The sequence below is a fragment of the Streptomyces sp. NPDC051064 genome, assembly GCF_044455985.1.
Taxonomy (GTDB): domain Bacteria; phylum Actinomycetota; class Actinomycetes; order Streptomycetales; family Streptomycetaceae; genus Streptomyces.
Genome location: NZ_JBITFK010000007.1, coordinates 1 through 17,243 on the forward strand (window position 1 = coordinate 1; position 17,243 = coordinate 17,243).

Sequence of the window (17,243 nt, forward strand, 5' to 3'; positions counted from 1 at the left end):
CTGTAGGCGAGGCGGGAGTGGTCGTCGACGGCGGTGTGGATATAGCTGTAGCCGGCTTTGGAGCGGGTCTTGCGGCCTGCCTGTCGGCCCAGGGCTTTGTGGCCGCCGCCGTCGGGGATGTTGCCGAGTTTCTTGATGTCCACGTGCACGAGTTCGCCGGGCCGGTCGCGTTCGTAGCGGCGGATGACGCGGCCGGTGGCCCGGTCGAGGTGGGTGAGCCGGGCCAGGCCGTATCGGGTCAGGACGCGGTGCACGGTCGATGGCACCAGGCCGAGCAGATGGGTGATGCGGGCCGGTCCCCATCGGCGAAGGACACGGACCTTGATGATGCGTCGTTCGGTGCGGGTCGGGGTCCTGTGGGGGCTGTGGTGCGGGCGGGAGGAGAGGTCCGTCATCCCCGCCTCGCCCAGGGTCCGGTAGCGGCCGGCCCACCGCTGGGCGGTCGTGGGCGAGACCTGGAAGCGTTCGGCGGCCCGGCGAAGCGGCCAGCCGTCCTCGACAACGCAACGCGCCGGCCGCAGGCGTCCGGTCTCGGTCAGGGGTGCATTACGGTGGGGCATGAGGGCCTTTCGGGCTGGTGTAGACGTCGCAATCCACACCGAACCCGGAAGGCCCTCACTCGTTCAAGATCCCCAGACGGTGATCACTGTCACCGCACCCAACCTCCGCGGACAGAACACCTAGAGCTGCGACGCCCCTCCGTCGACAGGGAACTCCGTTCCCGTCGAGAAGGTCGCACCGAACGCCAAGTACGCCACCGCGGCGGCCACTTCCTCGGACGTCCCCAGCCGCTGCATCGGGTTGGTGCTCCGGTAGGTGTCCTTTATCGTCTCGGCGACATCGGCGGGGACGGAGCGGTCCAGGATGCCCGTGTCGGTCGGGCCGGGGCTCACGGCATTGACCCGCACCTCGTGCGGCAGCAGCTCGCGGGCCAGGGTGCGCGTCATCGACCGCAGGGCTGCCTTGCTCGCCGAGTAGACACTGAGCGTGTCGAGGCCCAGGACGTTCACCACCGACGTGGTGAGGACCACGCCGCTTCCCTTGCGCAACAGCGGCGCCAACGCCTGCACCGTGAAGTACGGGCCCTTGGTGTTGATGTCGAACAGCGTGTCGTACATCTCCTCCGTCGTCGAGTCGAACGGCGCGGACTCGGTGACGCCGGCGTTCACGAACAGCGCGTCCACCGCACCGAACCGCTCCTGGACCGTGCCGGCCAGCGCCTTGATGTCCTTCAGGGACGCGGCGTCGCTGCGGACGCCGACCGCCTTGTCCCCCAGCTGCTCAAGCGCGGCGTCCAGAGTGGATCGGGTGCGGCCGGTGATCAGTACGTGCGCCCCACCGTCCGCGAACAACCGGGCCGTAGCCAGGCCAATACCGCTGCTTCCGCCCGTGATCACGATCTTCTTGCCGTCATAAGTGGTCATGCCCTCAAGCCAATATCCACCCGCACACCCTGTCCAAGACCTGTTCCGTATGCCGTCATGCCCCAGGCGTATGACGACGCGCGACGTACCCTGAGCGAATGGACATCGATCTCCGGCTCGTGCGCTATTTCACAGTCGTGGCGGAGTACGGCAACTTCGGCCGGGCCGCCACCAAGCTGCACCTGGCACAGCCGTCGCTGAGCCGCCAGATCCAGCGACTTGAGGCTCAGCTCGGTGTCCGGCTTTTCGACCGCTCGCCGCAGGGCAGCAGCCTCACCGACCCCGGTCAGGCATTCCTTCCCAGGGCCCGGATACTGCTCCAAGAGGCCGAGCAAGCCGCTCGCACGGCCAGAGCCGCCGTCCAGCCCCGTATCGTCACCGTCGGCTGCGCCGAAGGACTGGTCATCACCGCCTGTGTGCAGGAACTGCGCCGCCGGCACCCCGACGGCCAGGTCCTCACCCGGCACCTCGACTGGCGGGACACGCGCGCCCTCGCCGAGGGGCGGGTCGACGCCCTCGTTGTGTACAGGCCCCTGCCCTTCCCCACGGACGGCTTCCGGGTGACCAAGCTCCATCAGGAATCGCGGGTACTCGTCACATCGGCAAGCCATCATCTGGCGAACGAGAAAGCCGTCAGCCTGCGGGCTCTGTCGGACGAGGAACTGGTGGCCTGCGTCAGCACTCCGGTTGTCTGGAGCACGCCCAAGCCGGTCGACGACCGCCCGGCACCACCCCCACCCGCGATCGACGACAGCTACGAGGACAAGCTGGAACTCATCGCCACCGGCCACTGTGTCGCGATCTTCCCTGCCGCCGATCGACGCCCTGCTGTGCGCGAGGACATCGCCCTGGTGCCCGTCATCGACATCGATCCCTGCGAGCTCGTGCTCGTCACGCGCGCTGGCGACCCAAACCCGCTGCTCGGATCCCTGGAAGACGTCGCACGTACATTGCTCGGCACAGCCTCCCGACAGGAGAACAGCACGCTGCCGATCGGCTGACCCCTCGCGGCGGTGTCTCCAAATGATCTTGTTTGGTGGATCATGGTCGGGTGATACGTCGCCATGAACTGTCCGACGCCGAGTGGGAGTTCGTCCGTCCTCTGTTGCCTCGGTCGGAGCGAGGGCGGAAGCGGTCGGATGACCGGACGGTCCTCAATGGGATCATCTGGAAGTTCCGTACAGGCACGGCCTGGCGGGACGTGCCGGAGCGGTACGGATCCTGGGCCACGCTGCACACTCGCTTCCGCCGATGGGCCAAGGACGGCACCTTCGAGCGGATGCTGCGGGAAGCCCAGGCACGGGCGGATGCGGCCGGTGAGGTCGATTGGCTGGTATCGGTCGACTCCACCATCGTCCGGGCCCACCAGCACGCGGCCGGGGCCCGAAAAGGGGGCTCCGGAACCCCGCGCTCGGCCGCTCCAGAGGCGGACTGACCAGCAAGATTCACCTGGTCTGCAACGCTGTCGGCCGACCGCTCGCCTTCGTTCTCACCGGCGGGAACACCAATGACCGCACCCAGTTCACCGCCGTGATGGAGGCGATACGGGTGCCCCGCATCGGTCCTGGCCGACCCCGCGTACGGCCCGATCAAGTCCTGGGAGACAAGGGCTACAGCTCGAAGGCGATCCGGGCCTGGCTGCGGCGCCGGGGCATCACGCACACCATCCCGGAACGAGCCGACCAGATCCGCAACCGGGCCCGGCGCGGCAGCCTCGGTGGACGTCCGCCAGTGGTCGATCGCGAAATCTACAAGCAGCGCAACGTTGTGGAACGGTGCTTCAACCGCTTGAAGCAATGGCGCGGCATCGCGACCCGCTACTACAAAACCGCCGCGTCCTACCAGGCCGCCGTAACCCTCGCCTCGCTGCTGATGTGGGCGTGACACTTTGACGACAACTCCTAGGACAGTCCGGGTCACCGTGTCCGCGGGCATCGCGGGCGCGACGGTGATCGGTCTCGGTGCGGGGGTGCTGCCCTGGTGGCGGGTACTGGCACTCGCCCGGCCCGCGACCGGACTCGCGGGCTGGACCGGATCGCGGATCGGCCGTATCGACGGCATCCGCGCCGCCCGTCTGGAACCCGGGGAACGCGTGATCGGCACCTACGCGGTGCGGCCCCCGTACACCGAGCACACCCCGCCTTCGCCCCACGAAGGGGTGCAGTACCACCTCCGTGTCACCTCACGCGGCGTGGAGATGTGGGAACGCGCCGAGCTGCTCTGGAAGCACCCCTGGCCCGAGCTCCGGGTGATCGTCGACGGTCCCCGCCTGCACATCCACCACCTGGGGCAGGAAGCCGGAACGATGCTGCTGGAACAACCGGGCGCGGTCGCCGAGGTCCGACTGGCTGCCCAACGCCACGGCGTCGAGGGGGGCTGGGAGATGGACCCGAGGACCTGGCCCACATCTCGCCGTACCTGACCGAGCACATCCGCCGCTTCGGCGAATACTCCACCCACGAACTCGGCATCCAGCCCGAGGCGTACGACCCGCACCTGGACGTCGATTTCAGCCCGCTGCGCGGCGACGACCCCGGCACGGACGGATACGGCCAAGCGGCCTGACTCCGCCCCTGCCGGGGGCCCACAGCCTGCCCCTAAAACGTAGGACAGCTTCTCAGCTTGTCCTTTGACCTCCGTCAGCGCCGTGAGTGCCGGGCCGTTGGATCTACTCCATCTGGCTGAACCAGTGACTGTTTGCCCTGGTTGGCGCCGCCCCTGACGCCATGATGGGGCCGCTATGAGTACCGACATGTCTCGCACCGTAGTGCTATTCCGCCATTCGAAGGCCGACTCCTCGTTCGAGGGCGATGATCACCAGCGTCCGCTCGCCGAGCGCGGCCGCCGTTTTGCCGGTAACCCGGGGGACGGACAGGACCATCCCCTGGGCGCGGGCTTCCCAGGGGGCACGGACAGTCAGCGGAACAGGCGGAAGAACCCGCGCACCTGCTTGACCAGCGACTCCGGCTGCTCCAGTGCGGCGAAGTGGCCACCATGCGGCAGCTCCTCGAACCAGCGCAGGTCGGTGAACCGCAGCTCGGCCTCCCGCCTCGACGGGCGGGTTATGTCGCGCGGGTAGACCGACAGCCCGGAGGGCGCGGTCACCTTGTCCCGGAAGTTGGCGAAGCTCTCCCAGTACAGGCGCGCCGACGACGTGGCCGACGCGGTGAACCAATAGACCGAGATCTCGTCGAGGATCGTCTGCCGCGACAACGCGTTCTCGGGATGGCCGTCGTTGTCCGTCCATGCCCAGAACTTCTCGGCGATCCAGGCGGCCTGCCCCGCCGGGGAGTCGGTGAGGGCGTAGCCGAGCGTCTGCGGCCGGGTCGCCTGGATCGCCGAGTACCCCCGGCCGGTGCGCTGCATCTCCTTCTCGGCCTTGAGATTCGCCAGCTCCGCGGGCGTCGGGTCCTCGAACGTGCCCGCCGCCACGGATCCCAGGTTCAGGTGCACGCCGGCGACCCGCTCGGGCGCCACCCCGCCCAGCACCGCGGACACCGCCGAACCCCAGTCACCGCCCTGCGCGCCGTACCGTTCATAACCCAGCGAGACCATCAGCGTGTCCCAGGCGCGCGCGGTGCGAGTGATGCCCCACCCGGTCGTCGACGGCTTGTCACTCCAGCCGTACCCGGGCAACGACGGCGCGACCACGTGGAACGCGTCCGCCGGGTCACCGCCGTGCGCGCGCGGGTCGGTCAGCGGGCCGAGGACCTCCAGGAACTCAAGCACCGAACCCGGCCACCCGTGCGTGAGCACGAGCGGGAACGCGTCCGGCTCCGGCGAGCGGAGGTGCAGGAAGTGGATGCCCAGCCCGTCGATCGTGTCGCGGTACTGCGGGAACACGTTCAGCCGCTCGGCGAACCCGAAGTCGTAGTCCTGAGCCCAGCTGCGGCAAAGCTCCTGCGCGTACGCCAGCGGCAAACCCTGTGACCAGTCGTCCACCGGCTCGCGCTCGGGCCACCGTGTCCGTCGCAATCGTTCACGCAGGTCCGCGATCTCGGCTTCGGTGATGCTGACCTCGAATGGCTCGGCGGACATGGCAAGGCTCCTTACTGGTCAAGGCGTCAAAGGCGTTATCGGATCAGGTGCAGGTGGACCGTCATCGCGGGCTCCCACGCGTGGCGTCGGGTTGGGGGCGGCGGTCGGCGGTAGGGCGCCGGGTCAGGCTGAGGACGAGTCCGGCCAGGGGAAGTGCCGCGAGCGCGGCGAGGGCCACCGGCACCGGCACGATGCCGGACAGACCCGCGACAGCGGCCGGACCGATCCCGCCACCCAGGGCGTTCATGAAGTTGAGCAGGCTCTGTGCGGTGTCGCGGTCGGCCGCGGCGACCAGGTCCGGCGCGAGGCTCACCAGTACGGCTTGGGCGCCGGCGAACCCGCACACCGTCAACGCCGTGCCGACGACAACGGGGATCGGCCCGGTGAAGATCGCGACCACGAGCACGCCGACGACGGTGAGTGCCGCAAGCCCGGCCGACACCTGCCAGCCGGTGAACCGGTCGGTCAAGGTGCCGACCAGCCGCCCGGCCAGCACCGAGCAGGCGGCGGCCGGGACCAGGAGCACGCCGGCTTCCAGGGGGCCACCGCCCGTGGCCTGCTCGATCAGGGACGGGGCGCGGAACAGCACCCCGTAGTAGCCGGCGAAGACGGTCCCGCCGATGAGCCCGGCCGCCAGGAAGCCGCGGGATGCGATCACCCGCCGAGGCACGAACCCGTCGGGCGTGCTTCGCACGCGCCACCACAGTCCCACGGCGGCGAGCGCCCCGGCGGCAGCCACGACGAGGGTGACCGGAACGGGCAGGCCGACCGAGTGTGCCTGCAGCAACGTGATCAAGGAGCCGGCGAGCACCGACAGCACGGCCGCGCCGACGATATCGAGTTGCCCGGTCGAGCCGTTTCGCTCACCGCTACCGCTCCGCGTCAGCGCGCGCCTACTCGGCAATGCGGCCAGCAGGAGGGGCAGCGCGAGGACCGGGATCGCGAGCACGGCACGCCACCCGAGCCATGTGGTCACCGCCCCGCCCAACAGCGTCCCGCACCCCGACGCCGTCGCGCTGGCGGCCGCGATGATTCCCAGGGCGCGGATCCGTTGCCGCCGGGGGAGGGCGGTGGCCGCGGCAAAGACGGCGATCACGGTCGCGCCCGCCCCGGCGCCGCCGATCAGCCGGCCGACGATCACGACGGACAGTGTCGGCCCGGCTCCGGCGAGCGCGGAGCCCGCGGCGAGCGTCACGACCCCGGCGACGAGGACCTGGAAGGGGCTCCAGCGGACCAGCAGCCGACCCGCGACCGGCATCGCGAGCGCGGAGGTCAGCGACCACGCGGCGAGAATCCATGCGGTGGCCCCGAACGGCACCGCGAGTGCGCGGCCGATGGCCGGCAGGGCCACCGACGGCGCTCCCAGTGCCACGTACATCGGCAGCACCAGCATCCCCAAAGTCAGCCCCAGCCGACGCCCGTCCGGGGCGTCGGTTCGCTCCGGTGCCGGGGCCCTTCCAGACGGGATCGTCTGCGGCGTCGTCCTCTGCCGGGTCTGTTGTGACATGCTAAAGCTCCTTTGGGTGTAACATTACGGAGCAGTGAGGAGACACGTCAAATGCGGGATGCGTATTACAGCCCATTGGTGGTCCAGACGGCCGTCGACCTGGCCAACACCTTGAGGCCGATCAAGGGAGAGGACGCGCTCGAGACCGTGGAGCAGCTCCGGGACTTCCTTGACGACCATCCCGCGGCTGAGCCTCCGAGTTCGGCCGCGAACCAAGGGACCGGTCCGCGGCATCTCACCCGCGCCGACCTGGCGGAAGTCCGCGCGTTGCGCGAGACGGTGCGTGAGGTGCTCGAACGGGCGAACGCGGACGCGGTCGAAGCTGCGGCTCTGATCAACGACGGTCTGCGTCGCAGCCGCGCCACCCCGGTACTTCGCCACGAGGACGACCGCTGGTGGACCGAGGTGACCTCCGACACCGACCGCTGCTCGGCGCACCTTGCCGCGACTACGCTCAGCGCACTGGCCTCCGTGATCACCACGCTCGGTCCCGCTCGTCTCGGCGTATGCGCCGGGCCGACCTGCCGGGCCACTTTCGTGGACCTCTCGCGCAACGGCTCGAAGCAGTACTGCACCCGAACCTGCTCACACCGGGCCAGCGTCGCGGCCTACCGGAGTCGGCGCAGCCCGCGTTGAGCGCCGGCACCTGACCCTGCCAGGCCGGCTCCGGGGTTTCGTCCGAGCCCGCCTTCGACGAACTCGTTCGGGCCTCCGAGGGCGCTCCTCACGATGCAATCTGCATCGCCGCGAAAGCCGCAATGCAGGCCCGAGACCGCAAGATCTCCGCAGAAGCTCCTCAATGTCGAATGCCGGTTCGCGCGGCCTGTTCCACTCGGGCGACGAGGCGGCTGTTGTGTGCGGCGTGCTGGAACCCCGGGGTGTGTTGGGTCCCGTTCGCGATGTCGCGGGCCAGGCCGGCGTAGACCTCGCCGACGTTGATGGATGCGCCTGTCCAGATGTCGGCGGCGGTGGCGCCGGTGCCGGTGGCGACGGGACGGTCCGGAGCCGCGAAGTCGACGTTCGACGACAGCGTGAGGTCTCCGACCTGCACACCGGCCGGGTGGTGGCCCGTCAGTCTCAGCCAGCCGTCCGATCCTCGGACTTCCAGGCAGAAGTGGGCGTCGGGGGCGGGTACACCCGCCAGGATCTGTATCCCCACCGGGGCGCCGGACGAGGTTTTGACGATGGCGTCGAGATGGTCCGGGACCTCGCGGACGGATGTCTCGCCGGTGTCCACCAACTTCACGTGTGGCCACAGGAGTTCGGTGCGGGCGTCGATCTCGGTGATGTCACCGAGAACCGCCTCGACCACGTCCAGGACGTGCGCCGCGGCGATGGTGAGGAAGCCGGCTCCTGCCGCCGCCTTGTCGAAGTACGCGTACGGGCTCGCCGACTCCGGGCCGTTGCCGAAGGTCGTCGCCGAGACGCGCGCCGAGAGCAGCCGGCCGAGCCCACCCTGGGCGATGATCTCGGCGGCGCGGCGTACGGAGGGATTCTGGCGGCCCTGGAGTCCGATGGCCGTGTGGAGCGAACCGGCCGCGGCGGCCATCTCCTCCGTCTGCGCCGGGGTCGCCCCGAGGGGAGACTCCGAGTACACGGCCTTCTCGGCCGCGAGGGCCGCGAGCACGAGGTCACGGTGGGCCGGGACCTTGACCGCGACGGTGACGAGATCGATCGACGGATCCTGGATGAGTGCGAGCGGGTCGGCGAACCAGCGTTCGGCGCCGAAGGTCTCGGCGGCGCGGCGGGCGCTCTCCTCGCGCCGGGTCGCTACGGCCGCCAGGGTGAACTGCGGTTGTGCCGCCAGGGCGGGGATGTGTGACGCTCCTGCCCAGCTCGCCCGGGTGTCGGCGCCGATGACGCCGACGCGAATCGGATTCTTCGACATGCTGCGATGCTCCGTTCAACGGTTTGGGAGGGCGGCACGGCCGTTCCGTGCCGTCCTGCACGTGGTTCTGTCGGTTGGCACCTGGTCGCGGCCGAACCGCTCTCAGAGATCGACGACAGCCATGTCAGCCGGTGCGTGCCGGTCACCGGACGCCGGTGTCAGGCCGCCCAGGCGCGAGATCTGATCGACGGTGAGCCGAACGGCGTCGGCGGCGCTGTTCTCCTCGAGGCGGTCGACGCGCTTGGTGCCCGGGATGGGCGCGATGCCCTCCCCTTGAGCGAGCAGCCAGGCCAGAGCGACCTGCCCAGGCGTTGCCCCGACCTCGTCGGCGATCTCGCGCACCTCGTCGATGATGCGCAGGTTGCGGGTGAGGTTCCCGCCGGTGAACCGGGGGTTGGTGCGGCGCCAGTCGTCGGCGTCCAGCCCGTCGAGCGAACGGATGCCGCCCGTGAGGAAGCCGTGCCCGAGAGGTGAGTAGGGAACGAAGCCGATTCCCAACTCCCTCAGCGTCGGCAGGATCCGGGCCTCGGGGTCACGGGTCCACAGGGAGTGCTCGCTCTGGACGGCGGCCAGCGGGTGGGTCGCGTGGGCCCGGCGGATCGTCGCCGCGGCCGCCTCGGACAGTCCGATGTGGAGCACCTTGCCCGCGGCCACCAGTTCGCTCAGCGCTCCCACCGTCTCCTCGATGGGCGTGCCGGGATCTACCCGGTGCTGGTAGTAGAGGTCGATGCGGTCGGTCCCGAGCCGCCGCAGGGAGCCTTCGACCGCCGCGCGGACATTGGCGGGGGTACTGTCCGGACCCGGTCGGCCGGTGTGGGACACGAGGCCGAACTTGGTGGCGAGAACCACCTCGTCCCGGCGGGCCCTGACGGCACGGCCCACCAGTTCCTCGTTGACGTAGGGCCCGTACACCTCGGCGGTGTCCAGATGCGTGACACCGAGGTCCACGGCGCGACGGATGGTGCGCACCGCTTCCCCCGCGTCACGGCCTGCACCTGTGTAGTACGCCGACATTCCCATCGCCCCCAGGCCGATGCGCGGCACCTCGAGCCTGCCCAGACGCGTGATCCGCATCCTGGTCCCTCCTTTCGGTCGACTGCCCGCGTCACGCTCCCCCGGGAGAGCCTCCGGGAAGATTCGAACTTGACGCGTCAACATCGAAACACGCTCGTACTTGATGCGTCAAGAAGTCGAGGTAGAGTGGCCGGCATGGCCAGGACCACGAAACGAGAGACCGACCCGGGCACCGGTGCGGAGACGTCCGCGACGAGAACGTCCGAAGCGGCGGAGTCCGCCGACCCGGCTGCCGACACGCGCTGGCTGAGCCGCGACGAGCTGGAGGCATGGCTGGCCAACTCCGCGATCATGATCAGCCTGCCGGCCGCCCTGGACGCACGCATGCAGCGCGAGGCGGCACTGACGTTTTTCGAGTACATGGTGCTCTCGGTGCTGTCCGAGCAGCCGGAACGCACCCTGCGGATGAGCGATCTCGCCACGAGAACGTCGGCGTCGCTGTCACGGCTCTCGCATGTCGTCGGACGGCTGGAGAAGCGTGAGCTGGTCGAGCGAGCCCGGGTTCCGGGCTCCGGCAGGCGCACGGTCGCGACGCTGACGGAGACCGGCTATCAGGTGGTCGTGGCAGCTGCGCCGGGGCACGTCGCGGCGGTCCGCGAGTACCTGATCGACGAGATCGAGCCCCGTGACCTCGCAGCGTTGCGTCGCATCGGCGCGGCAGTGGACGCTGCCATCAACCGCGAGACCCGCTCCCCGCAGCAGGGGTGATGCGAGGGGGTGGCGGCTGCTCGGCAGGACCCCGTGGTGTGGTGCCCGAGGTCGCGACCCCGCGCCGCTGCGGCCCCTGCCCGACCTGCTGACGGCTCCGCACGGCGATGTCGATGCCTGGCGGGCCGTGCAGGAGGCCGGCGGTCCCACCACCTTGCGGACCAGAGTTCACCAGACACCGGACGCTTCGACAGATCGGCGCCCACGACCGGCGGTCGTGCCGCACGTCACGTCACATCACCTCACGTGGGACAGCCTCTGAGCCTTGACCGGTGCGGCCGACCTGGCGGCCTGCTCGATCTTCGCGCGGTAGGCCGCACGCCCTTCCTTGTCGAGCTGCCTCTCGTGCTCGCCGCCCGGGCTCCGCGCCTGGATCGCGCGCTGAAGAAGGTCGCCCGCGCCGGCGGCGTGGTGGTCCTCCTCGACGGCACCCTGGTCCGCACCCGCCGCCGCACCGGAGTGGACAACCGGAAGAACTGATGAGTCGGCACGGAGCGCGGTGCCGGTGTTGCCATCGGTCCGTTTCTCCGTGCCGCTCGCCGAACCCGGCGTGCGGCTCTCACCGCACCGGGCTCTCCACGGTCTCTGCCGTTCAAGCGTGGTTGAGTGTCCAGGGGTTGGGGATCGTGTTGCCCCGGTAGCGATAGCGGGTGACCGCCGTCGAGACCATGGGGAACAGTTCGATCCCGTCCGCCGAGAGCCTGTGCCACCGGCCGTTGTGGTCGGTGAAGCGTCGGCGGACGTCCTTCCACCTCCAGCGGTGCAGCACCATCCACCAGCTGGTCACCCGTCGCCATACGAACTGGTCCAGGGCTTTCAGCGTGGTCTTGCATACCGCATGCTTGAAGTAGTTGACCCAGCCGCGCAGAATCGAGTTGATCCTCTTGAGCACGGTCCCCGGGTCCTGCTGCGACGTTCTGTTCGTCAGGGCACGGATCTTGTCCTTCAAGTGCCGGATGGGTCTCTCGGCGATGAAGGTGTAGACGTACCACTTGTTCGAGCCTCGCTTGCAGCGCCATTGGATGTGGAACCCCAGGAAGTCGAACCCGTCCGACATGTGCACGATCTGGGTCTTGGCCGGTGACAGCCTCAGCCCGAGAGGGTGCAGTACGTTGGAGATGTCCTCGCGCAGGCGGGCGACGTCGTCACGGCTGCCGTCGACCAGCACAACGAAATCGTCCGCGTAGCGGACGATGCGCCAGTTCGGGCGGCCGTGGTGACGGTGGTGCGCCCGCCTGCCTCTGGTGGACATCCGACCGCCTGGTTCCCACGGCCCCATCACGTGCTCGTCGAGCTCGGACAGAGCGATGTTCGCCAGAAGCGGGGAGAGGATGCCGCCCTGCGGGGTGCCGGTGAAGGTCTCTTCGCGGCCGCCGCCCTCGGTGAGGACACCGGCCTTGAGGAACGCCTTGACCAGCCGCAGCACACGCTTGTCCTTGACTCTCGCGCGCACCCGGTCCAGCAGGGCCGTGTGGTCGATGGAGTCAAAGCACGCCTCGATGTCCGCGTCCAGCACCCAGCGATAGCCGTTGGTGCCGTAGCGGTGGATCTCGGCGATCGCGTCGTGTGCGCGCCGCATGGGCCGGAAACCGTAGGAGACCGGCAGGAAGTCGGCCTCGAAAATCGGCTCCAGCACCAGTTTGAGGGCTGCCTGGACCACACGGTCGGAGACGGTCGGGATGCCGAGCTTGCGCACCTTCCCGCTCCCGCCGGGTTTGGGGATCTTGCGCTCGCGCACCGGCAGCGGGCGGAATTCACCCGTCTTCAGTACGCGTCGTAGGTCCTCCAGGTAGCCCGGGAGGCCGAGTTCCCGTTCGACGTTGACGATGGTGAGGCCGTCGACGCCCGGGGTTCGGGCTCCCTTGTTTCCCGCGACCCGTTCGAACGCCACGAGCAGCGTCGCCGGGTCGCATACGAGGTTGAACAGATCGTCGAACCTGCGGCCATGGTCGGCCGCCGCCCAACGGTGAAGCTTGGTCTGCATCCCCGATACCCGCTGGTGAGACCCCAACGGGGCCTCGGGGGCACTGCTGTTCAGCAGCGCGTCTTTCGGCATTGCAGCCTCCTTCCCTTCTTGAAACCGCTGCCGCCCTTCCCCATGTGCCGGGCTCTCCCCGGCTCGGAGTACTACGGCGGCTCCGCCCCGTCCCGGCCCGATCGGCCGACGATGGACCCAGCCCATCCGCCGTGCTGGAGGCGCGGTTTGAGGGCGGGGCCGGGACGGTTCCCGTGTTCACTCGCTGTTCGATCGTCGGAGTAGGAGCCCGGCTATGCCCCCGCGGCCTCGCCACGGCTACCCCGCAGCACTTCACCGTGGCCTCCCCGCGCGACCGAAGTAGACCGCGCGGAAAGTTCCCCGCCAACGGACCAACCAGCGGGGACGCACCGCATCCAGCCCAGATCCACCAGGTTTGAGCTGGCGTGCCTTAAGGAGGCGTAGACGCCGGTTCCTCGCGTACTCCTCTCCGTCTCGCTCGCCGGACCCGCGCCATCTGGCAGTACTGGCACATCCCGGCTTTGTCAGGGCTGCTTCCCGCCCTCCCCGGCACCTCCCGGGTCAGGCTGCCCCCAGCTTCAACCGCCCTGCTGCGACAGCGCGGCGGTGGTGGTCTTTCACCTCCACTCGAACAACAAGCGCCTCACGGCGCACACAGCGGGAAGCACAAGGCCCATGGCCTGCTCTTCCTCGCGCTCACCGACGAACGCGGCAACCTGATCTGGATCTCCGCCGCCCGGCCCGGCCGGTCCAGCGAGATCACCACCACCCGCCACAGCAAGGTCGCCCACCACCTGCGGGAAGCCGGCCCCGGCGCCCTGGCCGACCTCGGCTTCGTGGGCGTCGACGACACCGCCGAAGCCGACGACGACCCGGTGATCATCACCGGCCGCGAAGCCGTGCGCAACCACCGCCTCACCGCCGCCGAGAAGGAAGCGAACCGGCTGCTGAACCGCGAACGCGCCGCGGTCGAGCACGGCTTCGCAGACCTCAAGAACTGGCGCATCCTGACCAAGCTCCGCACGAACACCCGCCAAGCGACCACCCAGTTCAGAGCCCTGCTCGTCCTGACGGACACCGAACTCCAGAGGTGACCGACGATCTCGCCCCGACGATCAGCCCGGGCACCTGCGCGAGCATCCCGACGGAACACCACACCAGAACCCTGACCAGCACTTTTAGGATGAAACTCCTCATTGGACGCCCGCCGCGCCTGTCGTCATTCGTTCGTTTGGCGACAGGGCGGGAAGCGGCGGGGCGGAACGGTGGCGTCGGACGCTTCGAGGGTGTCGATCTGGGACTGGGGCTTCTACGTCCGGCGGGCTCGACCGCCTCAAACCATGGTCATCGTGCTGGTAGGCGCGGGCCCACAGAACCGGCCGGCGCCGCAGTCCCCGAAAGGTTCCTCGCAAGATCCACCTCCGTGCCTATGGTGAGGCTTGAGGTGCTGTCGCAGCGAAAGGGACGCGCGGGTGACGAACACAGGTGAACGTGCGGCGCAGGTCCGCGAGGTGCGCCGACGACTCGTGCAGGACGGTCCGCCGCGCACGCGGGATCAGGAGGGAGACTTCGAGACCGTCACGGTGCCCGAGCAGCACTGCGACCAGCTGCGCGACCTCCTGATCGCCGAGGAAGCAGAGACGGTCGTCGAGGTAGGTCTCGCCTATGCCAGTTCCGCGCTCGCGATTGGCGAGGCGCTGGCAACCATCGATCATCCCAACCCCCGGCACATCATCATCGACCCGTTCCAGGAGCGCGAGTTCTCCAACGCCGGCTGGGACCTGCTCTGCTGGGCGGGGCTTGAGACGATCGCCACGCTCATAGCCGAACCGTCCTCTCTCGCGCTCCCTCAACTGCTGACCGAAGGCTTCGTCGCGGACGCTGCCTTCGTGGACGGCAGCCACCGGTTCCATGAAGTCTTCGTCGACCTGTACTTCCTGCGCAAGGTCGTCCGGCCCGGTGGGCTGATCGTCATCGACGACAACTGGTGGCCGTCGGTGCACACCGCCGTGCAGTACTACGAGAAGAACCTGGGATGGACGGGGATCCCCGACGCATTCCCCGTTGAGACGGCCGGCGTCGGACCGAAGGGCAACCACGGGGCCCGGTGCAAGGCCTACCGCTTGCCCGATGCTCCGTTTGAGCCCTCCTTCGAGGACTTCCGCGCGTTCTGAGCCGGACCTCAACTGACTGGTTCGAGAGCCCCGACGATCTGTACGCCGAAAACGTTGATGCCCAAGAGGAAGAGGAGGAGGGGGACGACGATCCGCAGTGGATGCCGTTGCGGTGAGCCGTGGCCCCCCGAGTGGACGGCTCAGGCCGAGGCCTTGCTGCGGCGTGGGTGAGCTTGCCGTTCCCGGCCTCGCCCGGTCAGGCCGCGGTCCCGAAGCCCTCGTCGCGCAGGTCCTGGTCGCGGAGCTGGGTGAAGTCGACGTCGAGTTCCGGGTCGTACGCCTCGGGCTGGATGCCGAGTTCGTGGGTGGAGTACTCGCCGAACCGTTTGATGTGCTCGGTCGGGTACGGCGAGATGTGGGCCAGGTCCTCCGGGGCGATCTCCCAGCCCTCCTCCAGGAGCTGGCGGATGATCTCCGCGATGTCCAGGGCGTTGTGGAAGATCACCGCGTTCGTGAGCAGGGCGTTGAACTTCATCGCCTTTTCCTGCTCGATGGGGTCGTTGTCGGCGAGGACACCCTGGTTGCCGAAGCCGACCCACTGCGAGAACCTCGTGGCCCTCGGCCTGGAGCTGGGCGACGGCGGCGTCGAGGTAGCGGGTGGTCCAGAGCACGATGGCGTTGAGGACCAGGCCGAGCGCGCCGAGCTGGTCCTCCATGCCGTCGCGGTACGCCTGGTGGATGGTGCCGCGCTTGCCGTGGCACACGTCCCGGGCCAGCTTGGGGCGGGACTCCTGCACCGTGAGCTGCCGGTTCATCTGACGCCGGTAGGTGTCGTCCACCGGGTCGACCACCCGCAGCAGGTGCTCGGTCTTCGCGATCCGCCCGTACTCCGCGAACACCGTCCCCAACGGAGTCGGGCGCCCCTCGCGCCCGAACATCCGCAGCAGGTCGTACGCGCGGACCTGGTTGGCGACCAGAGAACCGGCGACCTTCAGCATGTCCGGCCGGTGCGTGATCACCTTGTTCAGGTTCACGCGGTTGCGGACCAAGTCCTCCACCGCGAGCACGCCGAAACCTCGATGCTCGCCCTGCACCTGCTCCAGTCGAGCCTTGTGCACGTCAACACGCTGCTGTTGCAACAGGTCTTGGCCGAGCCAAAGTGGGCGGAGAAGCTCAGCGCCGAGGACCGGCGGCCTGACTGCGCTGTTCTGGTCCAACGTCAACCCGTACGGCACATTCCGCCTCGAGATGGACAAGCGGCTCGGCTTCGGCCTACCGCTCTCCGTGCCGTAACCCCCTACCCCTGCGGACGCCGGCGACCGGCCCCGGGCGGAGAAGCGATGAGTGCCGGTGCCGCCCGAGTGAGGAACCCGTTCACCACGATCATGTCACTCAGGCCGCGGCGCGTTCAGCAAGTGGGCGGCGCCGCAAGGCGGTGTCGGTCAGTGATCGCGGAGGGAGGGAGGCGTATGGATCGTACAGGTTCACCCCGGGTGGCACGATCTTGTCGATCCGGTCGAGCGTCGCGTCGTCGAGGGTTAGCGCGGCGCCCTTGAGCAGACCCTCCAGCTGCTCCATGGTCCGCGGCCCGATGATCGCCGAAGTGACGGCCGGATGGGCCACGGTGAAGGATACGGCGAGCTCCGGAAGGGTGCAGCCGATGCTCGTCGCGAGTTCGATGAGCTGCTCGACGGCGTCGAGCTTGGCGGCGTTCGCCGCAATTGCGGGATCGAAGAGTGCCGGCCGGATCGCGGCACGGCCGGTTTCCAGGTCGATCGGCTGGTTCTTGCGGTGCTTGCCGGTGAGGAACCCGAAGGCGAGCGGGCTCCAGACGAGTGCGCCCATGCCGTGGCGCGCGACGGCGGGCAGAAGCGATGCCTCGATCCCGCGGGCCAGAATCGAGTAGGGCGGCTGGGCGGTGCGGAAGCGCCCGAGGCCGAGCCGCTCGGAAACGTGGTGTGCTTCGACGATCTCATCGGCCGGGAAGTTCGAGCAGCCAAAGGAGCGGATCTTCCCCTGGCGCACGAGGTCGCTGAGCACGGACAGCGTCTCCTCGATGTCCGTGGTGTGGTCGGGGAAGTGAACCTGGTATAGGTCGATCCAGTCGGTGTTCAGGCGCCTGAGGCTGTCCTCGACCGCCTTGAGTATCCACCGCCTCGAGTTGCCACTGCGGTTACGGCCCTCGCCCATCGAGAAGTGCACCTTGGTGGCGAGCACGATGTCGTCACGACGCCCCCGCAGCGCCTTCCCCACGATCTCCTCCGACTCGCCCTGTCCGTACATATCCGCGGTGTCGACGAAGTTGATCCCCTGGTCGAGGGCAGCGTGGATGATGCGGACACAGTCGTCGTGGTCGGAGTTACAGCCATCCTGGAACATCATCGTCCCGAGGCAGTGGACACTGACCTCGATACCAGTTCTGCCGAGGGTGCGATAGCGCATGGCGATGCTTCCTTACTGGGTCAACCGATGAGGCAGACCGACAGATCGTCGA

Annotated in this window: 16 protein-coding genes and 2 pseudogenes; 8 read left to right on the forward strand and 10 right to left on the reverse strand. The window is 68.8% G+C overall.

The window, feature by feature from the left end; translation table 11 throughout:
- Window positions 1-560, reverse strand: a 560-nt coding sequence (locus tag ACIBCU_RS24375; protein ID WP_399233944.1) for a helix-turn-helix domain-containing protein, incomplete at its 3' end; no start/stop codon positions are given.
- Between the two features lie 120 nt (window positions 561-680).
- A complete protein-coding gene (locus ACIBCU_RS24380) occupies window positions 681-1,424 on the reverse strand; it encodes an SDR family oxidoreductase (protein ID WP_399233947.1) in 744 nt (247 codons plus the stop codon).
- A gap of 98 nt (window positions 1,425-1,522) precedes the next feature.
- Here ACIBCU_RS24380 and ACIBCU_RS24385 point away from each other — a divergent pair, with 98 nt between their 5' ends.
- From ACIBCU_RS24385 to ACIBCU_RS24395, 3 genes and pseudogenes are all read left to right on the forward strand, one after another.
- Complete coding sequence (locus ACIBCU_RS24385) at window positions 1,523-2,425, forward strand: LysR family transcriptional regulator (protein ID WP_399233950.1); 903 nt, start codon at window positions 1,523-1,525, stop codon at window positions 2,423-2,425.
- A gap of 50 nt (window positions 2,426-2,475) precedes the next feature.
- Window positions 2,476-3,308, forward strand: a pseudogene (locus ACIBCU_RS24390) (IS5 family transposase).
- A gap of 37 nt (window positions 3,309-3,345) precedes the next feature.
- Window positions 3,346-3,846 (forward strand): hypothetical protein, encoded by a 501-nt coding sequence (locus ACIBCU_RS24395; protein WP_399233952.1) that lies wholly within the window; start codon window positions 3,346-3,348, stop codon window positions 3,844-3,846.
- A 494-nt stretch (window positions 3,847-4,340) separates the two neighbouring features.
- On the opposite strand, the gene ACIBCU_RS24400 is transcribed toward ACIBCU_RS24395, so the two are convergent.
- Window positions 4,341-5,462 (reverse strand): epoxide hydrolase family protein, encoded by a 1,122-nt coding sequence (locus ACIBCU_RS24400; protein ID WP_399233954.1) that lies wholly within the window; start codon window positions 5,460-5,462, stop codon window positions 4,341-4,343.
- A 61-nt stretch (window positions 5,463-5,523) separates the two neighbouring features.
- Window positions 5,524-6,969, reverse strand: a complete 1,446-nt coding sequence (locus ACIBCU_RS24405) for an MFS transporter (RefSeq protein WP_399233956.1) — start codon at window positions 6,967-6,969, stop codon at window positions 5,524-5,526.
- 51 nt (window positions 6,970-7,020) lie between these two features.
- On the opposite strand from ACIBCU_RS24405, the gene ACIBCU_RS24410 reads away from it, so the two are divergent.
- Window positions 7,021-7,605, forward strand: a complete 585-nt coding sequence (locus ACIBCU_RS24410) for a CGNR zinc finger domain-containing protein (RefSeq protein ID WP_399233958.1) — start codon at window positions 7,021-7,023, stop codon at window positions 7,603-7,605.
- A gap of 160 nt (window positions 7,606-7,765) precedes the next feature.
- Here the strand turns inward: ACIBCU_RS24410 and ACIBCU_RS24415 are convergent, their stop codons facing one another.
- Together ACIBCU_RS24415 and ACIBCU_RS24420 are read right to left on the reverse strand one after the other, a co-directional pair.
- A complete protein-coding gene (locus tag ACIBCU_RS24415; protein WP_399233960.1) occupies window positions 7,766-8,857 on the reverse strand; it encodes a Gfo/Idh/MocA family protein in 1,092 nt (363 codons plus the stop codon).
- A gap of 102 nt (window positions 8,858-8,959) precedes the next feature.
- A complete protein-coding gene (locus ACIBCU_RS24420) occupies window positions 8,960-9,931 on the reverse strand; it encodes an aldo/keto reductase (protein WP_399233962.1) in 972 nt (323 codons plus the stop codon).
- Window positions 9,932-10,066: 135 nt separating this feature from the next.
- Here ACIBCU_RS24420 and ACIBCU_RS24425 point away from each other — a divergent pair, with 135 nt between their 5' ends.
- Together ACIBCU_RS24425 and ACIBCU_RS24430 are read left to right on the forward strand one after the other, a co-directional pair.
- Window positions 10,067-10,639: a MarR family transcriptional regulator gene (locus tag ACIBCU_RS24425; RefSeq protein WP_362929707.1), complete on the forward strand. Its 573-nt coding sequence runs from the start codon at window positions 10,067-10,069 to the stop codon at window positions 10,637-10,639.
- 246 nt (window positions 10,640-10,885) lie between these two features.
- A complete protein-coding gene (locus ACIBCU_RS24430) occupies window positions 10,886-11,119 on the forward strand; it encodes a hypothetical protein (protein WP_399233965.1) in 234 nt (77 codons plus the stop codon).
- A 112-nt stretch (window positions 11,120-11,231) separates the two neighbouring features.
- On the opposite strand, the gene ltrA is transcribed toward ACIBCU_RS24430, so the two are convergent.
- Window positions 11,232-12,695, reverse strand: coding sequence for a group II intron reverse transcriptase/maturase (ltrA, locus tag ACIBCU_RS24435; protein ID WP_399233967.1), 1,464 nt, complete (start codon window positions 12,693-12,695; stop codon window positions 11,232-11,234).
- Window positions 12,696-13,156: 461 nt separating this feature from the next.
- Here ltrA and ACIBCU_RS24440 point away from each other — a divergent pair, with 461 nt between their 5' ends.
- Window positions 13,157-13,729 (forward strand): transposase family protein, encoded by a 573-nt coding sequence (locus ACIBCU_RS24440; RefSeq protein WP_399233969.1) that lies wholly within the window; start codon window positions 13,157-13,159, stop codon window positions 13,727-13,729.
- A gap of 432 nt (window positions 13,730-14,161) precedes the next feature.
- The gene (locus tag ACIBCU_RS24445; RefSeq protein ID WP_399233971.1) at window positions 14,162-14,809 is read left to right on the forward strand and encodes a class I SAM-dependent methyltransferase; all 648 of its coding nucleotides are present in this window, start codon (window positions 14,162-14,164) and stop codon (window positions 14,807-14,809) included.
- A gap of 196 nt (window positions 14,810-15,005) precedes the next feature.
- On the opposite strand, the gene ACIBCU_RS24450 is transcribed toward ACIBCU_RS24445, so the two are convergent.
- The 3 genes and pseudogenes from ACIBCU_RS24450 to ACIBCU_RS24460 all read right to left on the reverse strand — a co-directional run bounded on the left by ACIBCU_RS24450 (window position 15,006) and on the right by ACIBCU_RS24460 (window position 17,191).
- On the reverse strand, window positions 15,006-15,284 hold the full coding sequence (locus tag ACIBCU_RS24450) for a Tn3 family transposase (protein ID WP_399233973.1): 279 nt from the start codon (window positions 15,282-15,284) through the stop codon (window positions 15,006-15,008).
- Window positions 15,285-15,354: 70 nt separating this feature from the next.
- Window positions 15,355-15,792 (reverse strand): annotated as a pseudogene (locus ACIBCU_RS24455) (Tn3 family transposase); the annotation flags it as partial.
- 349 nt (window positions 15,793-16,141) lie between these two features.
- Window positions 16,142-17,191 (reverse strand): aldo/keto reductase, encoded by a 1,050-nt coding sequence (locus tag ACIBCU_RS24460; RefSeq protein WP_362929715.1) that lies wholly within the window; start codon window positions 17,189-17,191, stop codon window positions 16,142-16,144.
- Between the last annotated feature and the right edge of the window lie 52 nt (window positions 17,192-17,243).